The 19,180-nt window shown below is 73.6% G+C and carries 17 protein-coding genes; 11 read left to right on the forward strand and 6 right to left on the reverse strand.

Annotated elements, in window-relative coordinates; translation table 11 throughout:
- Window positions 1–183: 183 nt before the first annotated feature.
- Complete coding sequence (locus AS857_RS28845; protein WP_058046119.1) at window positions 184–978, forward strand: VOC family protein; 795 nt, start codon at window positions 184–186, stop codon at window positions 976–978.
- A gap of 33 nt (window positions 979–1,011) precedes the next feature.
- Here the strand turns inward: AS857_RS28845 and AS857_RS28850 are convergent, their stop codons facing one another.
- Both AS857_RS28850 and AS857_RS28855 read right to left on the reverse strand, forming a co-directional pair.
- Entirely contained in the window at window positions 1,012–1,872 is an 861-nt protein-coding gene (locus AS857_RS28850) for an alpha/beta fold hydrolase (protein ID WP_058046120.1), read from the reverse strand.
- Between the two features lie 280 nt (window positions 1,873–2,152).
- Complete coding sequence (locus AS857_RS28855; RefSeq protein WP_058046121.1) at window positions 2,153–4,513, reverse strand: DEAD/DEAH box helicase; 2,361 nt, start codon at window positions 4,511–4,513, stop codon at window positions 2,153–2,155.
- A gap of 538 nt (window positions 4,514–5,051) precedes the next feature.
- On the opposite strand from AS857_RS28855, the gene AS857_RS28860 reads away from it, so the two are divergent.
- Window positions 5,052–5,798 carry a ferritin-like fold-containing protein gene (locus AS857_RS28860; RefSeq protein WP_058046122.1) on the forward strand — a complete coding sequence of 249 codons (747 nt, stop codon included), beginning with the start codon at window positions 5,052–5,054 and terminating at the stop codon, window positions 5,796–5,798.
- Between the two features lie 42 nt (window positions 5,799–5,840).
- Here the strand turns inward: AS857_RS28860 and AS857_RS28865 are convergent, their stop codons facing one another.
- The 4 genes from AS857_RS28865 to AS857_RS28880 form a co-directional block, all read right to left on the reverse strand.
- Complete coding sequence (locus AS857_RS28865) at window positions 5,841–6,119, reverse strand: hypothetical protein (protein WP_173864816.1); 279 nt, start codon at window positions 6,117–6,119, stop codon at window positions 5,841–5,843.
- A 190-nt stretch (window positions 6,120–6,309) separates the two neighbouring features.
- Complete coding sequence (locus AS857_RS28870; protein WP_058046123.1) at window positions 6,310–6,537, reverse strand: DUF3107 domain-containing protein; 228 nt, start codon at window positions 6,535–6,537, stop codon at window positions 6,310–6,312.
- Between the two features lie 60 nt (window positions 6,538–6,597).
- Complete coding sequence (locus AS857_RS28875; protein ID WP_058047134.1) at window positions 6,598–7,236, reverse strand: TetR/AcrR family transcriptional regulator; 639 nt, start codon at window positions 7,234–7,236, stop codon at window positions 6,598–6,600.
- A gap of 174 nt (window positions 7,237–7,410) precedes the next feature.
- Window positions 7,411–7,641 (reverse strand): hypothetical protein, encoded by a 231-nt coding sequence (locus tag AS857_RS28880; protein ID WP_058046124.1) that lies wholly within the window; start codon window positions 7,639–7,641, stop codon window positions 7,411–7,413.
- A 141-nt stretch (window positions 7,642–7,782) separates the two neighbouring features.
- Here AS857_RS28880 and AS857_RS28885 point away from each other — a divergent pair, with 141 nt between their 5' ends.
- From AS857_RS28885 to AS857_RS39250, 9 genes are all read left to right on the forward strand, one after another.
- Window positions 7,783–8,766: an alpha/beta fold hydrolase gene (locus tag AS857_RS28885; protein WP_058046125.1), complete on the forward strand. Its 984-nt coding sequence runs from the start codon at window positions 7,783–7,785 to the stop codon at window positions 8,764–8,766.
- 655 nt (window positions 8,767–9,421) lie between these two features.
- On the forward strand, window positions 9,422–10,609 hold the full coding sequence (locus AS857_RS28890; protein ID WP_420823996.1) for a DUF3152 domain-containing protein: 1,188 nt from the start codon (window positions 9,422–9,424) through the stop codon (window positions 10,607–10,609).
- 85 nt (window positions 10,610–10,694) lie between these two features.
- Complete coding sequence (locus tag AS857_RS42140; protein ID WP_311766081.1) at window positions 10,695–10,787, forward strand: Ms4533A family Cys-rich leader peptide; 93 nt, start codon at window positions 10,695–10,697, stop codon at window positions 10,785–10,787.
- A gap of 181 nt (window positions 10,788–10,968) precedes the next feature.
- Window positions 10,969–12,687: an ABC transporter substrate-binding protein gene (locus AS857_RS28895; protein ID WP_058046126.1), complete on the forward strand. Its 1,719-nt coding sequence runs from the start codon at window positions 10,969–10,971 to the stop codon at window positions 12,685–12,687.
- A complete protein-coding gene (locus tag AS857_RS28900; protein ID WP_058046127.1) occupies window positions 12,684–13,688 on the forward strand; it encodes an ABC transporter permease in 1,005 nt (334 codons plus the stop codon). Before AS857_RS28895 ends, AS857_RS28900 begins: the two co-directional genes overlap by 4 nt.
- Entirely contained in the window at window positions 13,685–14,674 is a 990-nt protein-coding gene (locus AS857_RS28905) for an ABC transporter permease (protein ID WP_058046128.1), read from the forward strand. The genes AS857_RS28900 and AS857_RS28905 overlap by 4 nt, the downstream gene beginning before the upstream one ends.
- Window positions 14,671–16,359 carry a dipeptide ABC transporter ATP-binding protein gene (locus AS857_RS28910; protein WP_058046129.1) on the forward strand — a complete coding sequence of 563 codons (1,689 nt, stop codon included), beginning with the start codon at window positions 14,671–14,673 and terminating at the stop codon, window positions 16,357–16,359. The genes AS857_RS28905 and AS857_RS28910 overlap by 4 nt, the downstream gene beginning before the upstream one ends.
- A 177-nt stretch (window positions 16,360–16,536) precedes the next feature.
- Window positions 16,537–18,102: a DUF3492 domain-containing protein gene (locus AS857_RS28915; protein ID WP_338058286.1), complete on the forward strand. Its 1,566-nt coding sequence runs from the start codon at window positions 16,537–16,539 to the stop codon at window positions 18,100–18,102.
- Window positions 18,099–19,178, forward strand: a complete 1,080-nt coding sequence (locus tag AS857_RS39250; protein WP_058046131.1) for a hypothetical protein — start codon at window positions 18,099–18,101, stop codon at window positions 19,176–19,178. Before AS857_RS28915 ends, AS857_RS39250 begins: the two co-directional genes overlap by 4 nt.
- Window positions 19,179–19,180 lie beyond the last annotated feature (2 nt).

Raw genomic sequence — 19,180 nt, forward strand, 5'->3', positions numbered from 1 at the left:
CGGCCGTCCGCACAGGCGGCCGGGCCTCCCTCGGATAGGACGAACTCCGCGGTGAACGCGCGTGCCGGAAATGCATACGGGGAAGCCGAGTGGAACCCTGGCAGGGGGTCGTGGCCACCGGCCCGGCCACCCCTGACGGGGATCCCCGACCCGCAATCCGGAACAGAAACGAGGCGATCGGCCATGTCGCTCACTGACCGTGCCGTGCCCGGGGCACCGTGCTGGGTGAGCCTGCTGACCGGCGACCTCGCCGCGTCGCAGGCCTTCTACGGTGCCGTCATGGGCTGGACCTTCCGCCGCGGCAGCCTCGGCGAGGACTTCTCCGTCGCACTCTCCGACGGCAGGCCCGTCGCCGGCATCAGCAACGTCGCCCGCCGCATGGGCGTCAACGTCAAGGTCCCCGTCTCCTGGACGTCCTACTTCGCCGTCGAGAACGCCGACGTGACCGCCTCGCGCATCCGTGAGCGCGGCGCCACCGTCGCCGTCGGCCCGCTCACCGTCGGGCCCGGCCGCGCCGCGCTGGCCGCCGACCCCGCGGGGGCCGTCTTCGGCTTCTGGGAGGGCAAGACCCTGCGCGAGTGGAGGATCGGCCGGCAGGGCGCCCCCGCCTGGCTGGAGCTGCGCACCCGCGACGCCTTCGCCTCCGCCATCTTCTACGGCGAGGTCTTCGAGTGGGCCACGGGACGTCCCGACCGCTGCGAGGTCCGCTACGAGGACGAACTCGTCATGGTGCGGTCCGGCGGCCACACCGTGGCCTGCCTGCGCGGCGGCGCCATCGAGGCCGCCCCCGACCCGCAGGTCCGGCCGCGCTGGCACGTCTACTTCTGCGTCGACGACGTCGAGAAGGCCGTCGAGTCCGCGCTCGCCGCCGGCGGCACGGTGGTCGCCGAGCCGGGGGAGTCGCAGGTGGGGCACGAGGCGACGCTGCGCGACCCCGACGGCGGGCTCTTCACGGTCACGACGGCCACGAGGAGCTGACCGCTCGCGGGCCGGCTGTTCACGGGACCGGGCTCAGGACAGGTCCCAGAAGCGGACGAGCGCCTCCGCCGTCGGGCCGGGGCGCTCGGCGTTGGGGGAGTGCTCGGCGCCCTCCACGACCGTACGGACCGCCGACAGCTCCTTCGCCATCGCGTCGATCGACGGCACCGGCCAGGCGTAGTCCACGGCGCCCGAGATCACGTGCTTGGGCAGCGGCACCGCCGCCAGCTCCGCCGTACGGTCCGGCTCGGCCGTCAACTGCCTGCCCGTCGCCATCAGTTGCTCGGGCGCCGTGCCCATCCAGCGGCGGCGCAGGAACGCGTCGAGCTCCGGCGGGACGGGCGCGGCCGGCGCGCTCTCCCCGTCCGCCCTGCGCATCTCCAGCCACACCGTGCCCATGTCGTACGCGCCCAGCGCCGCGACCAGGAGCCGCGTGCGCTCCTGCTGCGCGGCGCAGATCGCGGCCGGGCCGCAGCTCATGATGGTCAGCGACCGGAACGGGGACGCGTCGTCCAGCACCGCTGCGCGCGAGATCAGCCCGCCGAGCGAGTGCCCCAGCAGGTGCACCCCGCCGCCGTCGCCGCCGAGGGCCTCCGCCTGGGCGAGGACGTCGCGCGCCAACTCGCCCAGCGCGTACGCCGCCTCGTCCCGCGGCCCCTCGGTCTCGTGCTGCCCGCGCCCGTCCACGGCGACGGCCCGGTACCCGGCCGCCGCGATCGGCTCCAGCAGCGCGATGAAGTCCTCCTTGCTGCCGGTGAACCCCGGCACGAGCAGCACGGTGCCGCGCGGCGGTGAGGAGGGCTGCGCATCGTGCACGGCGAACTCCCCGCGGGAGGTGGACAGCCGGTGGGCGCGGGCGCACGGGGGCAACGTGAGGAAGGGGGGCCTGCTCATGGGTCGAGGCTAACGCGGTGCGGTACGGGGGGTGCGCCCCGGGCGCTGCGGATGTCCGGCACCGCCGGGCTCCCCGGTGGCGGGTTGCGCGCCGCTGCGGCGGAGGGAACGGCCCCGCTCCCGCCCTTCCACCGTTTCCCGGGGGCGCAGCCCCATCCCCGGCGCGGGGCTGCTCAGCCCACCACCGGCGTATCCGGCGGTGCCGGACCGGCCGGTGGAACGGCGAAGGCCGGTCACCCCACTGCAGTGGGACGACCGGCCTTCGTCAGTGGACCTGGCGTCAGGCGTCCACGTCGGCCTTGGCCTTGGGCGCAGCGGCCTTGCGCGTGCGCTTCGGCTTCTCCGCCGCCTCGGCCGGGGCCTCCGCGGCGTCCGCCTTGGGAGCGGCGGCCTTACGGGTGCGCTTGGGCTTCGCCTCGGCGTCCGCCACGGGCTCGGCCACCGCGGCGGCGGCCTTCTTCGTGGTGCGGGTGCGCTTGGGCTTCGCCTCGGCGGCCTCGGCGGTGCCGACCGCGGCCTCGGCCTCGGCCTTCTTGGCCGCGGCGGTCTTGCGGGTCCGCTTGGGCTTCTCCGCGACCTCGGTCGCGGCCTCGGCCACCGGCTCCACCGCGGCCGCAGCCTTCTTGGTGGTGCGGGTGCGCTTCGGCTTGACCTCGGCCTCGGCCTCGACGGCCGGCTCCGCCACGGGGGCGACGGCGGCCTTCTTGGCGCGGGTGCGCTTGGGCTTGGCCTCGACGGTCTCCACGACCTCGGTCGCCTCGGCGGCGACCTCGGCGGGCGCGGCCTCGGCCTTCTTGGCGCGGGTGCGCTTCGGCTTGGCCTCGGCCGGAGCCTCGGTCACGGCCACGGCCTCGGCGACGACCTCCGCCACGGGGGCGGCGGCAGCCTTCTTGGCGCGGGTCCGGCGGGCCGGCTTGGCCTCGGCCTGCTCCTGGGCCTCCTGGGCCGGAACGACCGGCGCGGCCTCGACCGGGGCGGTCTCGACGGGCGCGGTCTCGACGGGAACCGTCTCCGCCGGCACGAGCGCGGCAGCGGCCTCCGGCTTCGCGGCGCGCGTACGGCGGCGGCGCGGCTGGGCCGGAACCTCCGCGGTGGGCGCCGCGACGGCGGTCTCGGCGGGAGCGGCGGCCTCGGTGGTCACCACGGTCTCCGTGGCGGCCGGCGTCACGGCTGCGGCCGGGCCCGAACCGCCGCGCGTACGACGGCGGCGACGCGGCTTCGACGGCGTGGCGGGCGCGCCCTCGGCCACCGGTGCGGCGGACGCGACCGGAGCGGACGCGGTCTCGGCGCCGAGCGCCGATCCACCGCGGGTGCGGCGGCGCTGACGCGGCGTACGCGTACGGGCGGGACGCTCCTCGGACTCCTGGCGCGGGCCGCGGTCGCGGTCACGGCCACGGTCACCGCCGCGGTCGCGGTCACCGCCACGGCCGCCGCGGGCACCACGGCCGCCGGTCTCGCCGAGGTCCTCGATCTCCTCCGCCGCGAGCCCGGCACGGGTCCGCTCGGAGCGCGGCAGTATGCCCTTCGTACCGGCGGGGATGCCCAGCACCTCGTACAGGTGCGGGGAGGTGGAGTACGTCTCCTCCGGCTCGTCGAACGGCAGCTCGAGCGCCTTGTTGATGAGCTTCCAGCGCGGGATGTCGTCCCAGTCGACCAGGGTGACGGCCGTGCCCGACTTGCCCGCGCGGCCGGTGCGGCCGATGCGGTGCAGGTAGGTCTTCTCGTCCTCGGGGGACTGGTAGTTGATGACGTGGGTGACGTCGTCGACGTCGATGCCGCGGGCGGCGACGTCGGTGCAGACCAGGACGTCGACCTTGCCGTTGCGGAAGGCGCGCAGCGCCTGCTCGCGGGCGCCCTGGCCGAGGTCGCCGTGGACCGCGCCGGAGGCGAAGCCGCGGCGGACGAGCTGGTCGGCGATGTCCGCGGCGGTGCGCTTCGTGCGGCAGAAGATCATCGCGCGGTTGCGGCCCTCGGCCTGCAGGATGCGGGCGACCATCTCCGGCTTGTCCATGTTGTGGGCACGGAAGATGTGCTGCGCGATGTTGGCGTGGGTCTGGCCCTCGTCGTCCGGCGAGGTGGCGCGGATGTGCGTGGGCTGGGACATGTAGCGCCGCGCCAGGGAGATGACCGCGCCCGGCATGGTGGCCGAGAAGAGCATGGTCTGGCGCTTGGCCGGGAGCATCGTGATGATGCGCTCGACGTCGGGCAGGAAGCCGAGGTCGAGCATCTCGTCGGCCTCGTCCAGGACGAGGGCCTTGACGTGCGCGAGGCTGAGCTTCTTCTGGCCGGCGAGGTCGAGCAGGCGGCCGGGGGTGCCGACGATGACGTCGACGCCCTTCTTGAGGGCCTCGACCTGCGGCTCGTAGGCACGGCCGCCGTAGATCGCCTGGACGCGCACGTTGCGCACCTTGCCGGCGGTCAGGAGGTCGTTGGTGACCTGCTGGCACAGCTCACGCGTGGGGACGACGACGAGCGCCTGCGGGGCGTCGGTCAGCTGCTCGGGGCGGGCCCGGCCGGCCTCGACGTCCGCGGGGACGACGACGCGCTCCAGGAGGGGCAGGCCGAAGCCCAGCGTCTTGCCGGTGCCGGTCTTGGCCTGGCCGATGACGTCGGAGCCCGAGAGGGCGACCGGGAGCGTCATCTCCTGGATCGGAAAGGGGTGCACGATGCCGACGGCTTCGAGCGCTTCGGCAATCTCGGGGAGGATTCCCAGATCTCGGAAAGTCGAGGGGTTCGAAGGAGTGGACAGGATCTTGCCTCTTCTGTGAGACGCGGCGGCGCTGGGCGGCGAAGGGGGTCGTACAGGTCGTACGGACCGCGCCGGAGTACTGTCCGGCCTGGGGACGCCGGATGGCGCGGGACCACTGCCTTCGCTCGAGCACACGTGCCGCGAGCGGATCCCTCCTGGTGCACACGTCTCGTGTGCGCCGCGCGGAGGGCGGTCGGTTTTGGAAGCCGATCGGGCCACCGACCGGGCATCCGCTGGAGGTCCAGGGGCTGGGGCGAGAAGACGCCCCCGGAAGACACAGCATGGGACTGCCTGCCGACACACTCGACAGGCGCATTACCACTGTACCCCGGAAAGGCGCATGTGTGTCCGGACAATCCTTCGGACAGATCCGGATGAAGTAGCTGACCTGGGCCTTCACCGGGTTGCGAAGCGGGCTATTGTGCGCTCCATGGAGACGTCCGACAACGCTGAGAACGCCAACGAGCCCGCCGAGGCGCTCACCGGGATCGCCGCCCAGGACTGGGCTCAGGCATCCGCCGACCCGCAGTACCGCGCGGCGGTCGTGGACCTGCTGGGCGCGCTCGCCTACGGCGAGCTGGCCGCCTTCGAGCGCCTCGCCGAGGACGCGAAGCTGGCCCCCACGCTGGACGACAAGGCAGAGCTGGCGAAGATGGCCGCGGCGGAGTTCGGCCACTTCCAGCGGCTGCGCGACCGGCTGGCCGCGATCGACGCGGAGCCGACCGGCGCCATGGAGCCCTTCGCGGCCGCCCTCGACGAGTTCCACCGCCAGACCGCGCCGTCCGACTGGCTGGAGGGCCTGGTCAAGGCCTATGTGGGCGACTCGATCGCCAGTGACTTCTACCGCGAGGTGGCGGCCCGGCTGGACTCCGACACCCGCGCCCTGGTGCTGACCGTGCTGGACGACACGGGGCATGCGACCTTCGCGGTCGAGAAGGTGCGCGCCGCGATCGAGGCCGAGCCGCGCGTGGGCGGCCGCCTCGCGCTGTGGGCGCGCCGGCTGATGGGCGAGGCGCTCTCGCAGGCGCAGCGCGTGGTCGCCGACCGCGACGCGCTCTCCACGATGCTGGTGGGCGGCGTGGCCGACGGCTTCGACCTCGCGGAGGTCGGGAAGATGTTCTCCCGGATCACCGAGGCGCACACCAAGCGCATGGCGGCGCTGGGCCTCGCGGCCTGACGCCCCCGGCCCGGGCTCCGGCCCGGGCCGCTCCGGCCCTCTTCAGGCCGTGGCTGATCGGCGGGCCCGGTCCCCCTGGCGCAGCAGCAGGGACAGCAGGGCCACGGCCACTCCGAGTGACACCGCCAGCGTGGCCGGCGTGTGGCCCGGGCCGAGGACCGAGTGGGCGAGCAGGGCGCCGAAGAGCGCCGCGACGGGACCGGTGGCCAGCGTCAGGGTCCGGGAGCGGAACTGCCCGTACCGCTCGGGCAGCCAGCGCAGGGCGCCGTAGGAGACGGCGAGTCCGATGAGGACCGAGCCGAGCGCTTCCCACAAGATCATGGTCACTTCCCTCCCGTGCCGGGGCGAGGAGCGGGTGCAAACCGGTCGAAGCCGTACTACCCCTCGGGGATGCGTGGCAACCCTCGTCCGGTCTGCACCGGGGTGTACCGGTAAAGACAACGGCGGGGCCCCGGTGATTCCTCACCGGGGCCCCGCCGTGCGAAGCCTCTGCAGCCTCCGAAGCGCGGGCTCAGAGCGCGCCGAAACCGACCTTGCGGGTCGCGGGCTCGCCGATCTCCACGTAGGCCAGGCGCTCGGACGGGACCAGGACCTTGCGGCCGCGGCTGTCCTCCAGGCTGAGCAGCGGTGCCTTGCCGGCCAGCGCGTCGGAGATCGCCCGCTCGACCTCCTCGGCACTCTGCGTGCTCTCGATGACGATCTCGCGCGGCGCGTGCTGCACGCCGATCTTGACCTCCACGGCTTATGTCCCTCCGAAGGTGTGGGTATTCGTCCACACATTAGCCGGTCGGGCGCCGGGTCAGCCCTGCTCGGGGGCGTTCTTCGGGAAGCCCGCGATGCCGCGCCACGCGAGCGAGGTCAGCAGCTGGACGGCGGTCGCGCGGGGCACCGTGCTCTCGCTGGAGAGCCAGTAGCGCGCGACCACCTGGGAGACGCCGCCGAGGCCCACGGCCAGCAGCATCGCCTCGTCCTTCGACAGGCCCGTGTCCTCGGCGATGACGTCGCTGATCGCCTCGGCGCACTGCAGCGAGACCTTGTCGACGCGCTCGCGCACGGCCGGCTCGTTGGTCAGGTCGGACTCGAAGACCAGGCGGAAGGCGCCGCCCTCGTCCTCCACGTACGCGAAGTAGGCGTCCATGGTGGCCGCGACGCGCTGCTTGTTGTCGGACGTGGAGGCCAGCGCGGTGCGCACCGCGTGCAGCAGGTTCTCGCAGTGCTGGTCCAGCAGGGCCAGGTAGAGGTCGAGCTTGCCGGGGAAGTGCTGGTAGAGGACCGGCTTGCTGACGCCCGCCCGCTCGGCGATGTCGTCCATCGCCGCCGCGTGGTACCCCTGTGCGACGAAGACTTCCTGGGCTGCGCCCAGCAGCTGGTTGCGTCGGGCTCGGCGCGGCAGGCGCGTGCCCCGCGGCCGCGCCTCGGTCTGCTCGATGGCTGTCACGCCGCCTCCCATGATCGTTCACTGCACGGTGTGCACCGCGTCCGCCATCGTACTTTTGGGTAACCCGGGCGTGCGTGGTCGGAGCGGAGAATTTCACGGACCGGACGCTGTGGGAAGTTGACAAAATCCTGACAATTGGCGCAGCTCAGCCCATGGCCCCGCGGTCATTCACGATCAGCGGTAGTCGTCCTCGTCCAGGTCCACGACACGCGCCTGCTCGGCGACGTCCGCCATGTTGGCCGTGGTGGGGTCCAGGAGGGCGAGCGGGTCGTCGCGGTGCTGGGCGAGGTCGGCGTGCTGCTCCGCGGCGTCCGCTTCCGGGGCCTCTGCGTCGAATTCCGTCACGTCGGCGTCCTCCTCGTCGAAGTCTTCGAACGTCTCGGGGTCGCTCGGGTCGACAGGCATGCGGAACCTCTTTCCGGTATCCGGGATGTGCGCCCTCGTACTCCTTGCGGTCGAGCCTAGGAGACAAGGCCCCGGGCCGCCAGGTGATCTGTGACGCCCGCCACAACAGGCCCGGCGTGATCGTCTCGTAACATTGCCCGCATGTCTTCGACCGAGTCACCGGATGCCCGCACCGTCCCCGTGGTGCCTCCCGGTCGGCCCTCGCGCGTCAGCGAGGGCGAGGAGGTCCGTACGGTGACGCTGCCCGGCGTCACGCTGGCCGTGCGCTCCCGCCCGCCCCGGACCGAGGGGCTGCCGCCCGCGCTCTGCATCCACGGCCTCGGCGGCTCCTCGCAGAACTGGTCCGCGCTCATGGAGCTGCTCGCCGGCGACACCGCCTGCGAGGCGCTCGACCTGCCCGGCTTCGGCGACTCCCCGCCCCCGGACGACGGCAACTACTCGATCACCGGCTTCGCCCGCGTGGTCATCCGCTACCTCGACGCGAGCGCCCGCGGCCCCGTGCACCTCGTCGGCAACTCCATGGGCGGCGCCATAGCGACCCGCGTGGCCGCCGTCCGCCCGGACCTCGTCCGCACGCTCACCCTGATCTCGCCCGCGCTGCCCGAGCTGCGCCCGCAGCGCACGGCGGTGCCCACGGCGCTGCTCGCGATGCCCGGCGTGGCCTCCCTCTTCGCCCGGATGACGAAGGAGTGGACACCCGAGCGGCGTACGCGTGACGTCCTCGCCCTCTGTTACGGAGACCCCGGACGGGTGACATCCGAGGGCTTCGCCCTGGCCGCCGCGGAGTACGAGCGGCGGCTGGAGCTCCCCTACTTCTGGGACGTCATGGCCCGCTCCGCACGCGGAGTGGTCGACGCATACACCCTTGGGGGCCAGCATTCGCTGTGGCGGCAGGCGGAACGCGTCCTTGCCCCTACTCTTCTGGTCTACGGAATGCGCGACCAGCTCGTCTCCATCCGGATGGCCCGCCGTGCCAGCAGGACTTTCCGCGACTCGCGGCTGCTGACACTGGTGGATTCAGGACATGTCGCCATGATGGAGGACCCGGACGCGGTGGCTCGTGCCTTCCGCGACATCCTCGTGGACACCGACACTGCCGATCGGAGCGCCTCGCCTCGTGGGTAAACACAGCGCACGCGCCCCCCGCGCCGTCTCCCGGCCCGCCGCGCCCACCGCTCCCGGTGCGGGCGGCGGACAGGGAGCGGCCGGCCACGAGCCCGCGGCCGCCCCGGGGGAGGGCGAGGGCGACCCGCTCCACGACCCCGCCAGACCTGCGGGCCCGGTGGGCCAGGCGGGCCCCGACGGGTTCCCGGGGCAGCGCCAGGAGGTCGGCGTCGGCTGGGGCGTCATCGGAGTGCAGCGCGCCCCTGCGGCGGACGCGGGGGCGTACGGGCCGGGGAGCGTGCCCGGCTACGACACGCGGCTGGCCGGATACCTCGGCGGGTACGGAACGGGTCAGGACGCGGCGGCCTACGACGCCTCTTTCGACGCTCCCTACGCCTCCTCCTACGCCTCCTCCGATTCCTCTTACGCCTCCTCCTACGAGGCGGGTCACGACACGTCCTATGACACGTCCGCGTCCTACGGCACGTCCTCGTCCTATGACGCGTCCTATGACACGGCCTACGACAGGGATGCCGCCGGACCTGCGGCCGCCACGGATGCCGCCGGGCACGCCGCCTACGTGGACCAGGCGTACTCCGCGTACTGGCTGGGAGGCGCCCCCGCCCCCTCCGCCCCCGCACCGGACGGCGGCCTGGGCGACGATCCGGGCAGTGTGCTGACCGACGTCCACGCGCGCGTGGACGTCGGTCAGCACACTGCCCGGATCGTCGCCCAGGCCGCCGTCCGGTGCGGGGGCGGAGGGGGCGGGGGCGCCTCCCAGCCAGTACGCGGAGTACGCCTGGTCCACGTAGGCGGCGTGCCCGGCGGCATCCCTGTCGTAGGCCGTGTCATAGGACGTGTCGTGACCCGCCTCGTAGGAGGAGGCGTAGGGAGCGTCGAAAGAGGCGTCGTAGGCCGCCGCGTCCTGACCCGTTCCGTCCCCGCCGCTGCAGCCGCCCCCGGCGGCGGGCGCGGCCCCGCGCGCGGGGCGGCCGGCGGGGCCGGCCCCGCCGGCCGCCCGGCCCGTCCCCGCACCGGCGGCTCCCGCGGCGCCCCCTCCGCGAAGCCCGGCGGCGCCGTGGCGCGCACGGCCACCGGCGTGGCCGCGGCCGTCGTGACGGCCGTGCTCGCCGTCGTCGTCGCCGGACAGGTCGAGGACGGCACCGAGACCCAGGCGCAGGCCCGCCCGGCGGACGTCGAGCGGCAGAGCCCGGACGCCGCCTCCCGCTCCGACAGCCGCCCGACGCCCAACGGCGGCGTCGCCGCGCCGGTCACGTACGAGCAGAAGATGGACCGCAAGTACCCCCTGGACGCGAAGGCCAAGGGCAGCGGCTCCTTCGACACGGTCGGCGGGCACGACCGCGCTCCCGGCCGGGGCGACGTGGTGCACTACCGCGTCGACGTGGAGAAGGGCCTGCCGCTCGACGGCGAGCTCTTCGCCACCGCCGTGCACCGCACGCTCAACGACGAGCGCAGCTGGGGCCACGGCGGCACCCGCACCTTCGAGCGGGTCTCCTCCGGCGACGCCGACTTCGTCATCACCCTGGCCAGCCCGGGCACCACGGCCGCCTGGTGCGCCAAGTCGGGGCTCGACACCACGCAGGACAACGTCTCCTGCGACTCCGCCGCCACCGACCGCGTCATGATCAACGCCTACCGGTGGGCGCAGGGCGCTGCGACGTACGGCGACAAGATGCACGCCTACCGGCAGATGCTCATCAACCACGAGGTCGGCCACCGCCTCGGGCGCGACCACGAGTCGTGTTCCAAGGAGGGCGCGCTCGCCCCGGTGATGATGCAGCAGACCAAGTTCCTGACGTCGGACGGCGTCACGTGCAAGCCGAACGCCTGGCCCTATCCGTGATCCAATGTCTCGTTTTCCGGGATGATTCATCTCTGGATATGAGACACCTTGGACAGGGGGCGAAAATTCGTTCAGTGTTCTGCGCATGTCGCACCACCACGCCCCCGAGACCGCCGGCTTCGAGCTGGCGCTGATCGGCGTGGCCGCGCACAGCGTCGCCGACATTCACTGTCGCTGAGACCGCACTCTTCCCCCGAGCACTTCCCCGCGCCTGCACTTCCGCGTTTCCGCACGCAGCGTCGCGTCCGCCGGGGGGCGGTCCGGCGCCTCCGCGCTCCCTTCCACCGCCTTCCGTGGGTGCTTCCGGCTCAGCAGCTCACCCCCTCGCTCTCCCGCTTCCGCGAAAGGCCTCCTTCGTCATGCGTCAACTTCCCGCGATATCCCGCCGTGTGGCGGCCGCCGCCGTCAGTGTGGTCCTGATCGGGGGCGCGGCAGCGTGCGGCCCGGAGGAGAGCGGCGCCAAGGGCGGCGGCGCCGACGGCGCGCCCGAGAAGGGCGGCACGCTCACGGTGCTCAACAGGGCACCGCAGAAGCAGTTCGACCCGGCCCGCCTGTACACCTCCGGCGGCGGCAACATCCCCTCGCTCGTCTACCGCACCCTCACCACCCGCAACCGCGAGAACGGCGCCGAGGGCACGAAGGTCGTCCCCGACCTCGCCACGGACACCGGCACCCCCAGCGACGACGCCAAGACCTGGACGTACAAGCTGAAGGACGGCCTCAAGTACGAGGACGGCTCGCCCATCACCTCCGCCGACATCAAGTACGGCGTCGAGCGCTCCTTCGCCGCCGAACTCTCCGGCGGCGCCCCGTACTTGCGCGACTGGCTCATCGGCGGCGACAGCTACCAGGGCCCCTACAAGGAGAAGAAGGGCCTCGACTCCATCGAGACGCCCGACGCGAGGACCATCGTCTTCAAGCTGAAGAAGTCCGAGGGCGACTTCCCCTACTTCGCCACCTCCACCCAGTTCGCCCCCGTGCCCAAGGCCAAGGACACCGGCGCCAAGTACGCCGAGCACCCGGTCTCCTCCGGCCCGTACAAGGTCGTCAAGAACGTGGGCGACGGCGAGCAGATGACGCTGGAGCGCAACACCCACTGGTCGGAGGAGACCGACAAGGAGCGGCACGCCTACCCCGACCGGATCGAGGTCAAGTCCGGCCTGTCCCCGGCCGTCATCAACCAGCGGCTGTCGACCGGCTCCGGCGCAGACGCCGCCGCGGTGACCACCGACACCAACCTCGGCCCGGCCGAGCTCGCCCAGGTCACCGGTGACAAGAAGCTCGCCGGCCGGGTCGGCACCGGCCACTTCGGCTACACCAACTACCTGGCGTTCAACCCCGAGGCCAAGCCCTTCGACGACCCGAAGGTCCGCCGGGCCGTCGCCTACGCGATCAACCGCACCAGCGTCGTCAACGCCGCCGGCGGCTCCTCGCTCGCCGAGCCCGCGACGACGTTCCTGCCCAACCAGAAGTCCTTCGGGTACACCGCGCACGACCACTTCCCGGCGGGCGCCAAGGGCAATGCGGCCAAGGCCAAGGAGCTGCTGAAGGAGGCCGGTCACGAGAACGGCCTGGAGATCACGCTCACCCACTCCACCGCCCAGAACTTCGAGACCAGCCCCGAGATCGCGACCGCGATCCAGGCGGCCCTGAAGGAGGCCGGCATCACGGTCAAGCTGGAGGGCCTGGAGGACAACGACTACGAGGAGAAGGTCCACAGCGTCGACAAGCAGCCGGCGCTCTTCCTGGCCCACTGGGGTGCCGACTGGCCCTCCGGCGGCCCCTTCCTCGCCCCGATCTTCGACGGCCGGCAGATCGTCAAGGACGGCTACAACTTCAACGCCTCCCGCCTCGACGACTCCAAGATCAACGACGAGATCGACGAGATCAACAAGATCACGGACCACGACGCCGCCGCACAGCGCTGGGGCGCGCTCGACAAGAAGATCGGTGAGCAGGCCCTGACCGTGCCGCTGTTCCACCCGGTCTACAAGCGCCTCTACGGCAAGGACGTCAAGAACGTCGTCATCAGCAACTGGACCGGTGTCCTCGACGTCTCGCAGGTCGCGGTCAAGTGACCACCGATCTGCTGACCACCAAGGAACCGGAGGCGGGAGCCGTTCCCGCCTCCGGCGCCCGGCAGGTCCTGCGGCGGCTGGGAGCGCGCAAGTCCGCGCTCGCGGCCGCCGCCGTGCTGGGCCTGCTCGTCCTCGTCGCCGTCGCCGCGCCCCTGCTGGCCGCGCTGGAGGGCCAGGACGCGAACACGTACCACGACACCCTGGTCGACTCCGCGCGCGGCGGCGTGCCCTTCGGCGACTTCGGCGGCATCAGCGCCGAGCACTGGCTGGGCGTCGAACCGGGCACCGGCCGCGACCTGTTCGTACGCCTCGCCTACGGCGCCCGCGTCTCGCTGCTCGTCGCCCTCGGCGCCACCCTCGTCCAGGTGCTCATCGGCGTCGGCGTGGGCGTGGCCGCCGCCCTGGGCAGCCGCTTCGTCGACAGCGCGCTCAGCCACCTCACCGACGTCATGGTCGCCATGCCGATGCTGGTCTTCGCCATCGCCCTGATGGCCGTCGTCCCGGCGGACTTCCCGCGCCCGGTGCTGCTCGTCATCGCCATCGGGCTGCTGGCGTGGGGCGGGATGGCGCGCCTCGTGCGCGCCCAGACCCTGGCCCTGATGAAGCTCGACTTCGTCTCGGCCGCCCGGCTGACCGGAGGCTCCACCTGGCGGGTCGCCCGGCGCGAGCTGCTTCCCTCGCTCGCCGCCCCCGTGATCACCTACGCGGCCGTCCTGCTGCCGACCAACATCGTGCTGGAAGCGAGCATGTCCTTCCTCGGAGTCGGCGTGAAGCCCCCGACCCCCTCCTGGGGCCACATGCTCTCGTCGGCCACCACCTGGTTCCGCGCCGACCCCATGTACGTGCTGCTGCCGGCGCTCATGCTCTTCGTCACCACGCTCGCCTTCACCGTCCTCGGCGACGGGGTGCGCACGGCGCTCGACCCGCGCGAGGCCTCACGGCTCCGCGTCGGCCGGAACCGGCGCAAGGCGCGCACGAGCGGCGCAGGAGGTGCGGCGTGACCGGATACGTCCTGCGGCGCGCCGCAGGCGCGCTCGCCGTCCTCCTCGTGCTCTCCGCCGTCGTCTACGCGACCTTCTACATCGCGCCCGGCGACCCCGCCCGCCTGGCCTGCGGCCCGCGCTGCAACCCCGAGCAGATCGCCCAGGTCCGCGAGCAGCTCTCCCTCGGCGACCCCGTGTACGTCCAGTACTGGCACTTCCTGCAGGGCATCGTCGCCGGGCACGACTACTCCACCGGCACCGCGGTGCTGCACTGCGACGCACCCTGCTTCGGTTTGTCGTACCAGAACAACCAGCAGGTCACCGACATGCTGATCGACCGGCTGCCCGCCACCGCCTCGCTCGCGGTCGGCGCCATGGCCGTCTGGCTGCTGCTCGGCACCGGCACCGGCCTGCTGTCCGCGCTGCGCCGCGGCGGGATCACCGAGCGGGTGCTGACCTGGCTCACCCTCGCCGGAACGGCCACGCCGGTCTTCATCAGCGGCCTCGGCCTGCTGATGCTCTTCTGCGCCTACCTGGCCTGGCTGCCCTTCCCGTCCTACGTGCCCCTCACCGACGACCCGGAGCAGTGGGCCTGGAACATGCTGCTGCCGTGGGCCGCGCTCGGGCTCCTGGAGTCGGCGAAGTACGCCCGGCTCACCCGCAGTTCCGTGCTGGAGACCCTGGCCGAGGACCACATCCGCACCTTCCGCGCCTACGGGGTCGCCGAGCGCTCCCTCGTCACGCGCCACGCCCTGCGCGGCGCCGTCGCGCCCGTCATCGCCCTGACGGCGGCCGACTTCGGGTCCATGTTCGGCAACGCGGTACTCACCGAGATGATGTTCGGCCTGCCCGGCATCGGGCAGCTCCTGGTGCACGCCACCAAGAGCCTCGACCTGCCCGTGGTCGTCGCCGTCGTGATGGTCACCGGCACCGCCGTCGTCATCGCCAACATCGTGGCGGACGTGCTCTACGCCGTCGCGGACCGAAGGGTGGCCCTGCGATGACGTCCGAAACCCGCACGACCGGCTCGCCGGCGCCCGCAGCCGCGGCAGCGGACGGACCCCTGGTGGCCGTCTCCGGCCTCTCCGTCACCTTTCCGGCCGGGCCCGGCGGCCGGGCCGGAGGCGGCCTCGTACGGGCCGTCGACGACCTGTCGTTCACCCTCCCGCCGGGTGGGTCCCTCGGCATCGTCGGAGAGTCCGGATCGGGCAAGTCCACGGCCGCCTACGCACTGCTGGGGCTGCACCGGGACACCGGCGCCGAGGTCACCGGCGCGGTGACCGTCGCCGGTCACGACGTACAGGCCGCCGGCGACGCCGCCCTGCGACGGCTCCGCGGCGGCGTCGCCGCCATGGTCTTCCAGGACCCGCTCTCCTCCCTCGACCCCTACCAGGCCATCGGCGACCAGATCGCCGAGGTCTACCGCGTCCACCGCCGCGACGCCTCCCGCCGTGCGGCACGCGCGCGTGCCGCCGAGGTGCTGGACCGCGTGGGCATCCCGGACGCGGCCCGCCGCGCCCGCTCCCGCCCGCACGAGTTCAGCGGCGGCATGCGCCAGCGCGCCCTCATCGCGATGGCCCTCGCCTGCGAACCGCGCCTGCTGGTCGCCGACGAGCCCACCACCGCCCTCGACGTCACCGTCCAGGCCCAGATCCTCGACCTCCTGCGCGACCTGCGCGCCGAGACCGGCATGGGCCTCGTCCTGGTCACCCACGACCTGGGCGTGGCGGCCGGAAGCGTCGACGAGCTGCTCGTGATGAAGGACGGCCGCGCCGTCGAGCGCGGCCCCGTCCGCACCCTGCTCGACACCCCGGGCGAGACGTACACCCGCGACCTCCTCGCGGCCGTCCCGCGGGTGAACGTCCGCCGCCCGGGCGCGGGCGCGCGGGCCGCCCGCGCGGACGAGGCGCCGCTGCTCGAAGCCACCGGCCTCACCAGGCGGTTCGGCCGCGGCAAGGACGCCGTCACCGCCGTCGACGACGTCTCGCTGACCGTACGGCCCGGCGAGACCGTCGGCGTCGTGGGGGAGTCCGGCAGCGGCAAGACCACCCTCGGCCGCATGCTCGTCCGGCTCCTCGCCCCCACCGGCGGCGAACTGCGCTACCAGGGACGCGACATCGGCGGCCTGAAGGAGCGCGAACTGCGTACCTTCCGCAGCGAGCTGCAGATGGTCTTCCAGGACCCCGTCTCCTCGCTCAACCCCCGGCGCAGCATCGGCGAGTCGATCGCCGACCCGCTGCGCGCCGCCGGGAAGCTCGACGAGGCCGCGATCGTCGCGCGCGTGCGGGAGCTGCTGGAGCGCGTCGGGCTCGACCCCGGCGCCTACCACCGCTACCCGCACGAGTTCAGCGGCGGCCAGCGGCAGCGCGTCGGCATCGCGCGGGCCCTCGCGCCCGAGCCGAAGCTGATCGTCTGCGACGAGCCCGTCTCCGCGCTCGACGTCACCACCCAGGCGCAGGTCGTGCGGCTGCTCGGCGAGTTGCAGCGCGACCTCGGCCTCGCGCTCGTCTTCATCGCCCACGACCTCGCGGTCGTACGGCAGGTCAGCGACCGGCTCGTCGTGATGCGCGGCGGCCGGATCGTCGAGGAGGGCGCGGCCGACACCGTCTACGAGCAGCCCCGGCACGCCTACACCAAGGGCCTGCTCGCGGCGGTCCCGCGGCTCGAAGGGGCCGAAGCCGCCGCATAGCGCGAGGCAACGCCTCATCTCCTGGAAAGTCACCTCTGTTCACCCCTTCCGGTGGCGCGACGGACAACCGTCCGTCGCGCCACGGGCGAGCCCGCATAGCGTGCTTCCGCTGCCGTTCGGCGGTCACGAGCCACAAGAGGGCGACCACAAGGGACAGACGGGGGTGCGTGCGTGCGCGTGGGACTCCTTACGGAGGGTGGGTATCCGTATGCCTCGGGTGAGGGCGGCCAGTGGTGCGACCGGCTCGTGCGGGGCCTGCCCGGGCACGACTTCGAGATCTGCGCCCTGAGCCGGCGCGCCCGGCAGGACGCGGGCGGCTGGTGCGATCTGCCGGAGCACGTCCGGCGCGTGCGGACGGCTCCTCTGTGGGGGGATCCGGCCGGGGCCGTGGGGCGCGCGCACCGCTCGTACGGGCGCCGGGAACGGCGCCGCTTCGGTGCCTATTTCGCCGGGCTGGCCGAGGCGCTGACCGCCACCGTCGAGCCCGGCCCCGACGACCGCAGAGATCAGGCGTACCGTTTCGCCGACGCCCTGCACGGCCTCGCCGACCTCGCCCGCGACGCCGGCGGCCTCGGCTCGGCCCTCCGCTCCGAACAGGCCCTGCGCATCCTGGAGACCGCCTGCCGCACCCCCGGGTCCCACCCCGCGGCCTACGGCATCCGCGTCGCCGACCTCCTCGCCGTCACCGCCCTCCTGGAGCGCGCACTGCGCCCCCTGTCCCTCGACTGGTACGGCACCGGCACCGACCGCGGGCTCGCGGGCGTCGATCTGTGCCACGCCACCACCGCCGGCCCCGCCGCCCTCCCGGGACTGCTGGCCAAACGCTTCTTCGGCACTCCCTTCCTCGTCACCGAGTACGAGGTGCGCCTGCGCGCCTACTACCTCAACAGCGCCGCCAGCGCCGCCGGCCTCTCCCTGCCCGTCCGCACCCTGCTGTCCGCCTTCCACCGGCAGCTGACCGCCGAGATCTACGCCGGCGCCGACATCATCACCTCCGGCGACGCCCAGGTACGGCGCTGGCAGGAGCGCTGCGGCGCCGGCGCCGCCCGGCTGCGCACCGTGCACCCCGGCCTCGACCCCGCCCCCTACGAGGGCGTGGGGGAGCGGGCCGAGACCGGCGACGACGGCACGGACGACGGCCGGACCGTCCTGTGGGCCGGAGGCAACGCCGACCCCTTCCTGTGGGAGGCCCTCGCGGCCCTGCGCCGGGCCGAGCCCGAGGTGCAGCTGCGGATCGCCGCGCCCCCGCTGCCCGGCGTCCAGCCCGCGTTCGGCGTCTCCTACGCCCCCGAGGCGACCCCCGACACCTACGCCACCGGCACCGTCGTCGTCCTCGCCGGAGGCGCGGAGACCTTCCCGCTGCCGCTTGTCGAGGCCATGCTCTGCGGGCGCGCCACCGTCGCACCGGACTGCGCCACCGTCCGCGAAGTCGTCGGCGGCACCGGCCTCGTCGTCCCGCCGCGCGACCCCGGCGCCCTCGCGGAGGGCTGCCTGGAGCTGCTGCACGACCCCGGCCGAAGAGCCAGACTCGGTGCCGCCGCCCGCGCCCGCGCCCTCGAACTCTTCACGACCGAAAGGCACGTGACGGACTTCCACGGCATCTACCTCGAACTCATCTCCCGTGCCCCCGCACGCGAGGACACCGCCGACCCCGCCGTCCCCTTCTCCCGCGCCGCGGAAGCCCGCGCACCGATCGACCTGACGCCGCGCCAGTCCTCCCCGACCTGGGCAGGGCGCCCATGACCACGCCCCTGAGGGACGGCAGCGCACCGGCCGCCGCCGGCATAGCCGCCCCCCGCACCGACCCGGTGAAGGCTCTCCTGCACCGTCACCACGGGCTGTGCGCCCGCGCCGTGGACCCCCTGGAGATCGCCGCCGTCCTGGAGGACGGGGGCCTCACGGACCGCGCCGCGGCCGAGTGCCGGCACCGCGACGTCTTCTCCCTCTCCGACGAGCTCTACGCCCGTGCCGAGCGCGAGGAGCCCGCCCGGCCCGCGCCCGGCGCGGCCTGCGACGCGGGGGCGCTCGCACACACGGTGCGCGCCCCGTGGCGCTTCGCCGGGCTGCTCGCCGGCGCCTGGCTCGTCGCGTACGCCCTCCTCGGCGGCCCCGCCCTCGCCGTGCTGCTCTCCGGTCATGCCCCCGGCCCTCTCCCCGGCGGCGTTTCCGGCCACGTGAGCGGCCCGGGACCGGTGGACCTCCTACGCGCCGCAGCCCCGGTCGCCGTCGCCCTCGCGTGCGGTCTCGTCCCCGCCCTGTGGTGCGCACGGTGGTTCACCGGGCGCGTGCGGCACGCCCTCGCCGCCAGTCGCTCCCGCGCCGAGTTCCGGGCCCGCGCCTGGCCCCTGCTCCTCACGTCCGTAGGGCTGTTCACGACCGCCCTGGGCACGCTCCTGTGGTCCGCGCGGGCCGCCCTGGGAGCTCCCGCCGTCCCACCCGGCGAGCTCGTCGCCGTCACCGCGCTCGGCGGGCTGCTCTTCCTGGCCCGGCTGCTCACCGCCCGCGGCTTCGGACGGACCGCCGCCGTCGCCGTGCTGACCGCCTGCGGCGTGGAAGCGGCCGCACTCGCCGCGGCGGCGCTGGGCGCGGGAGCCCCGGGGGCGGGGCCGTTCGCCGCGGCGCCGTTCGCCGCGCCCGCCGTCGCCTGGGCCGCCGGTGCCTACGGACCCGCCGCCATACCCCTCGTGGCCTGCGCACTCCCCGCGCTCGCCCTCCTCGTCCACGCCCTGACCGCGCTCTCCCGGGCCTCCGCCCACCGCTGCGGGGCGTTCGCCCCCGTCCCCGCCGACCCCGGAGAGGCCCCCGTCCGGGCCCGGTGACC

Origin of the sequence: Streptomyces roseifaciens (assembly GCF_001445655.1) — a bacterium.
In the GTDB taxonomy this organism is placed as follows: Bacteria; Actinomycetota; Actinomycetes; order Streptomycetales; family Streptomycetaceae; genus Streptomyces; species Streptomyces aureoversilis.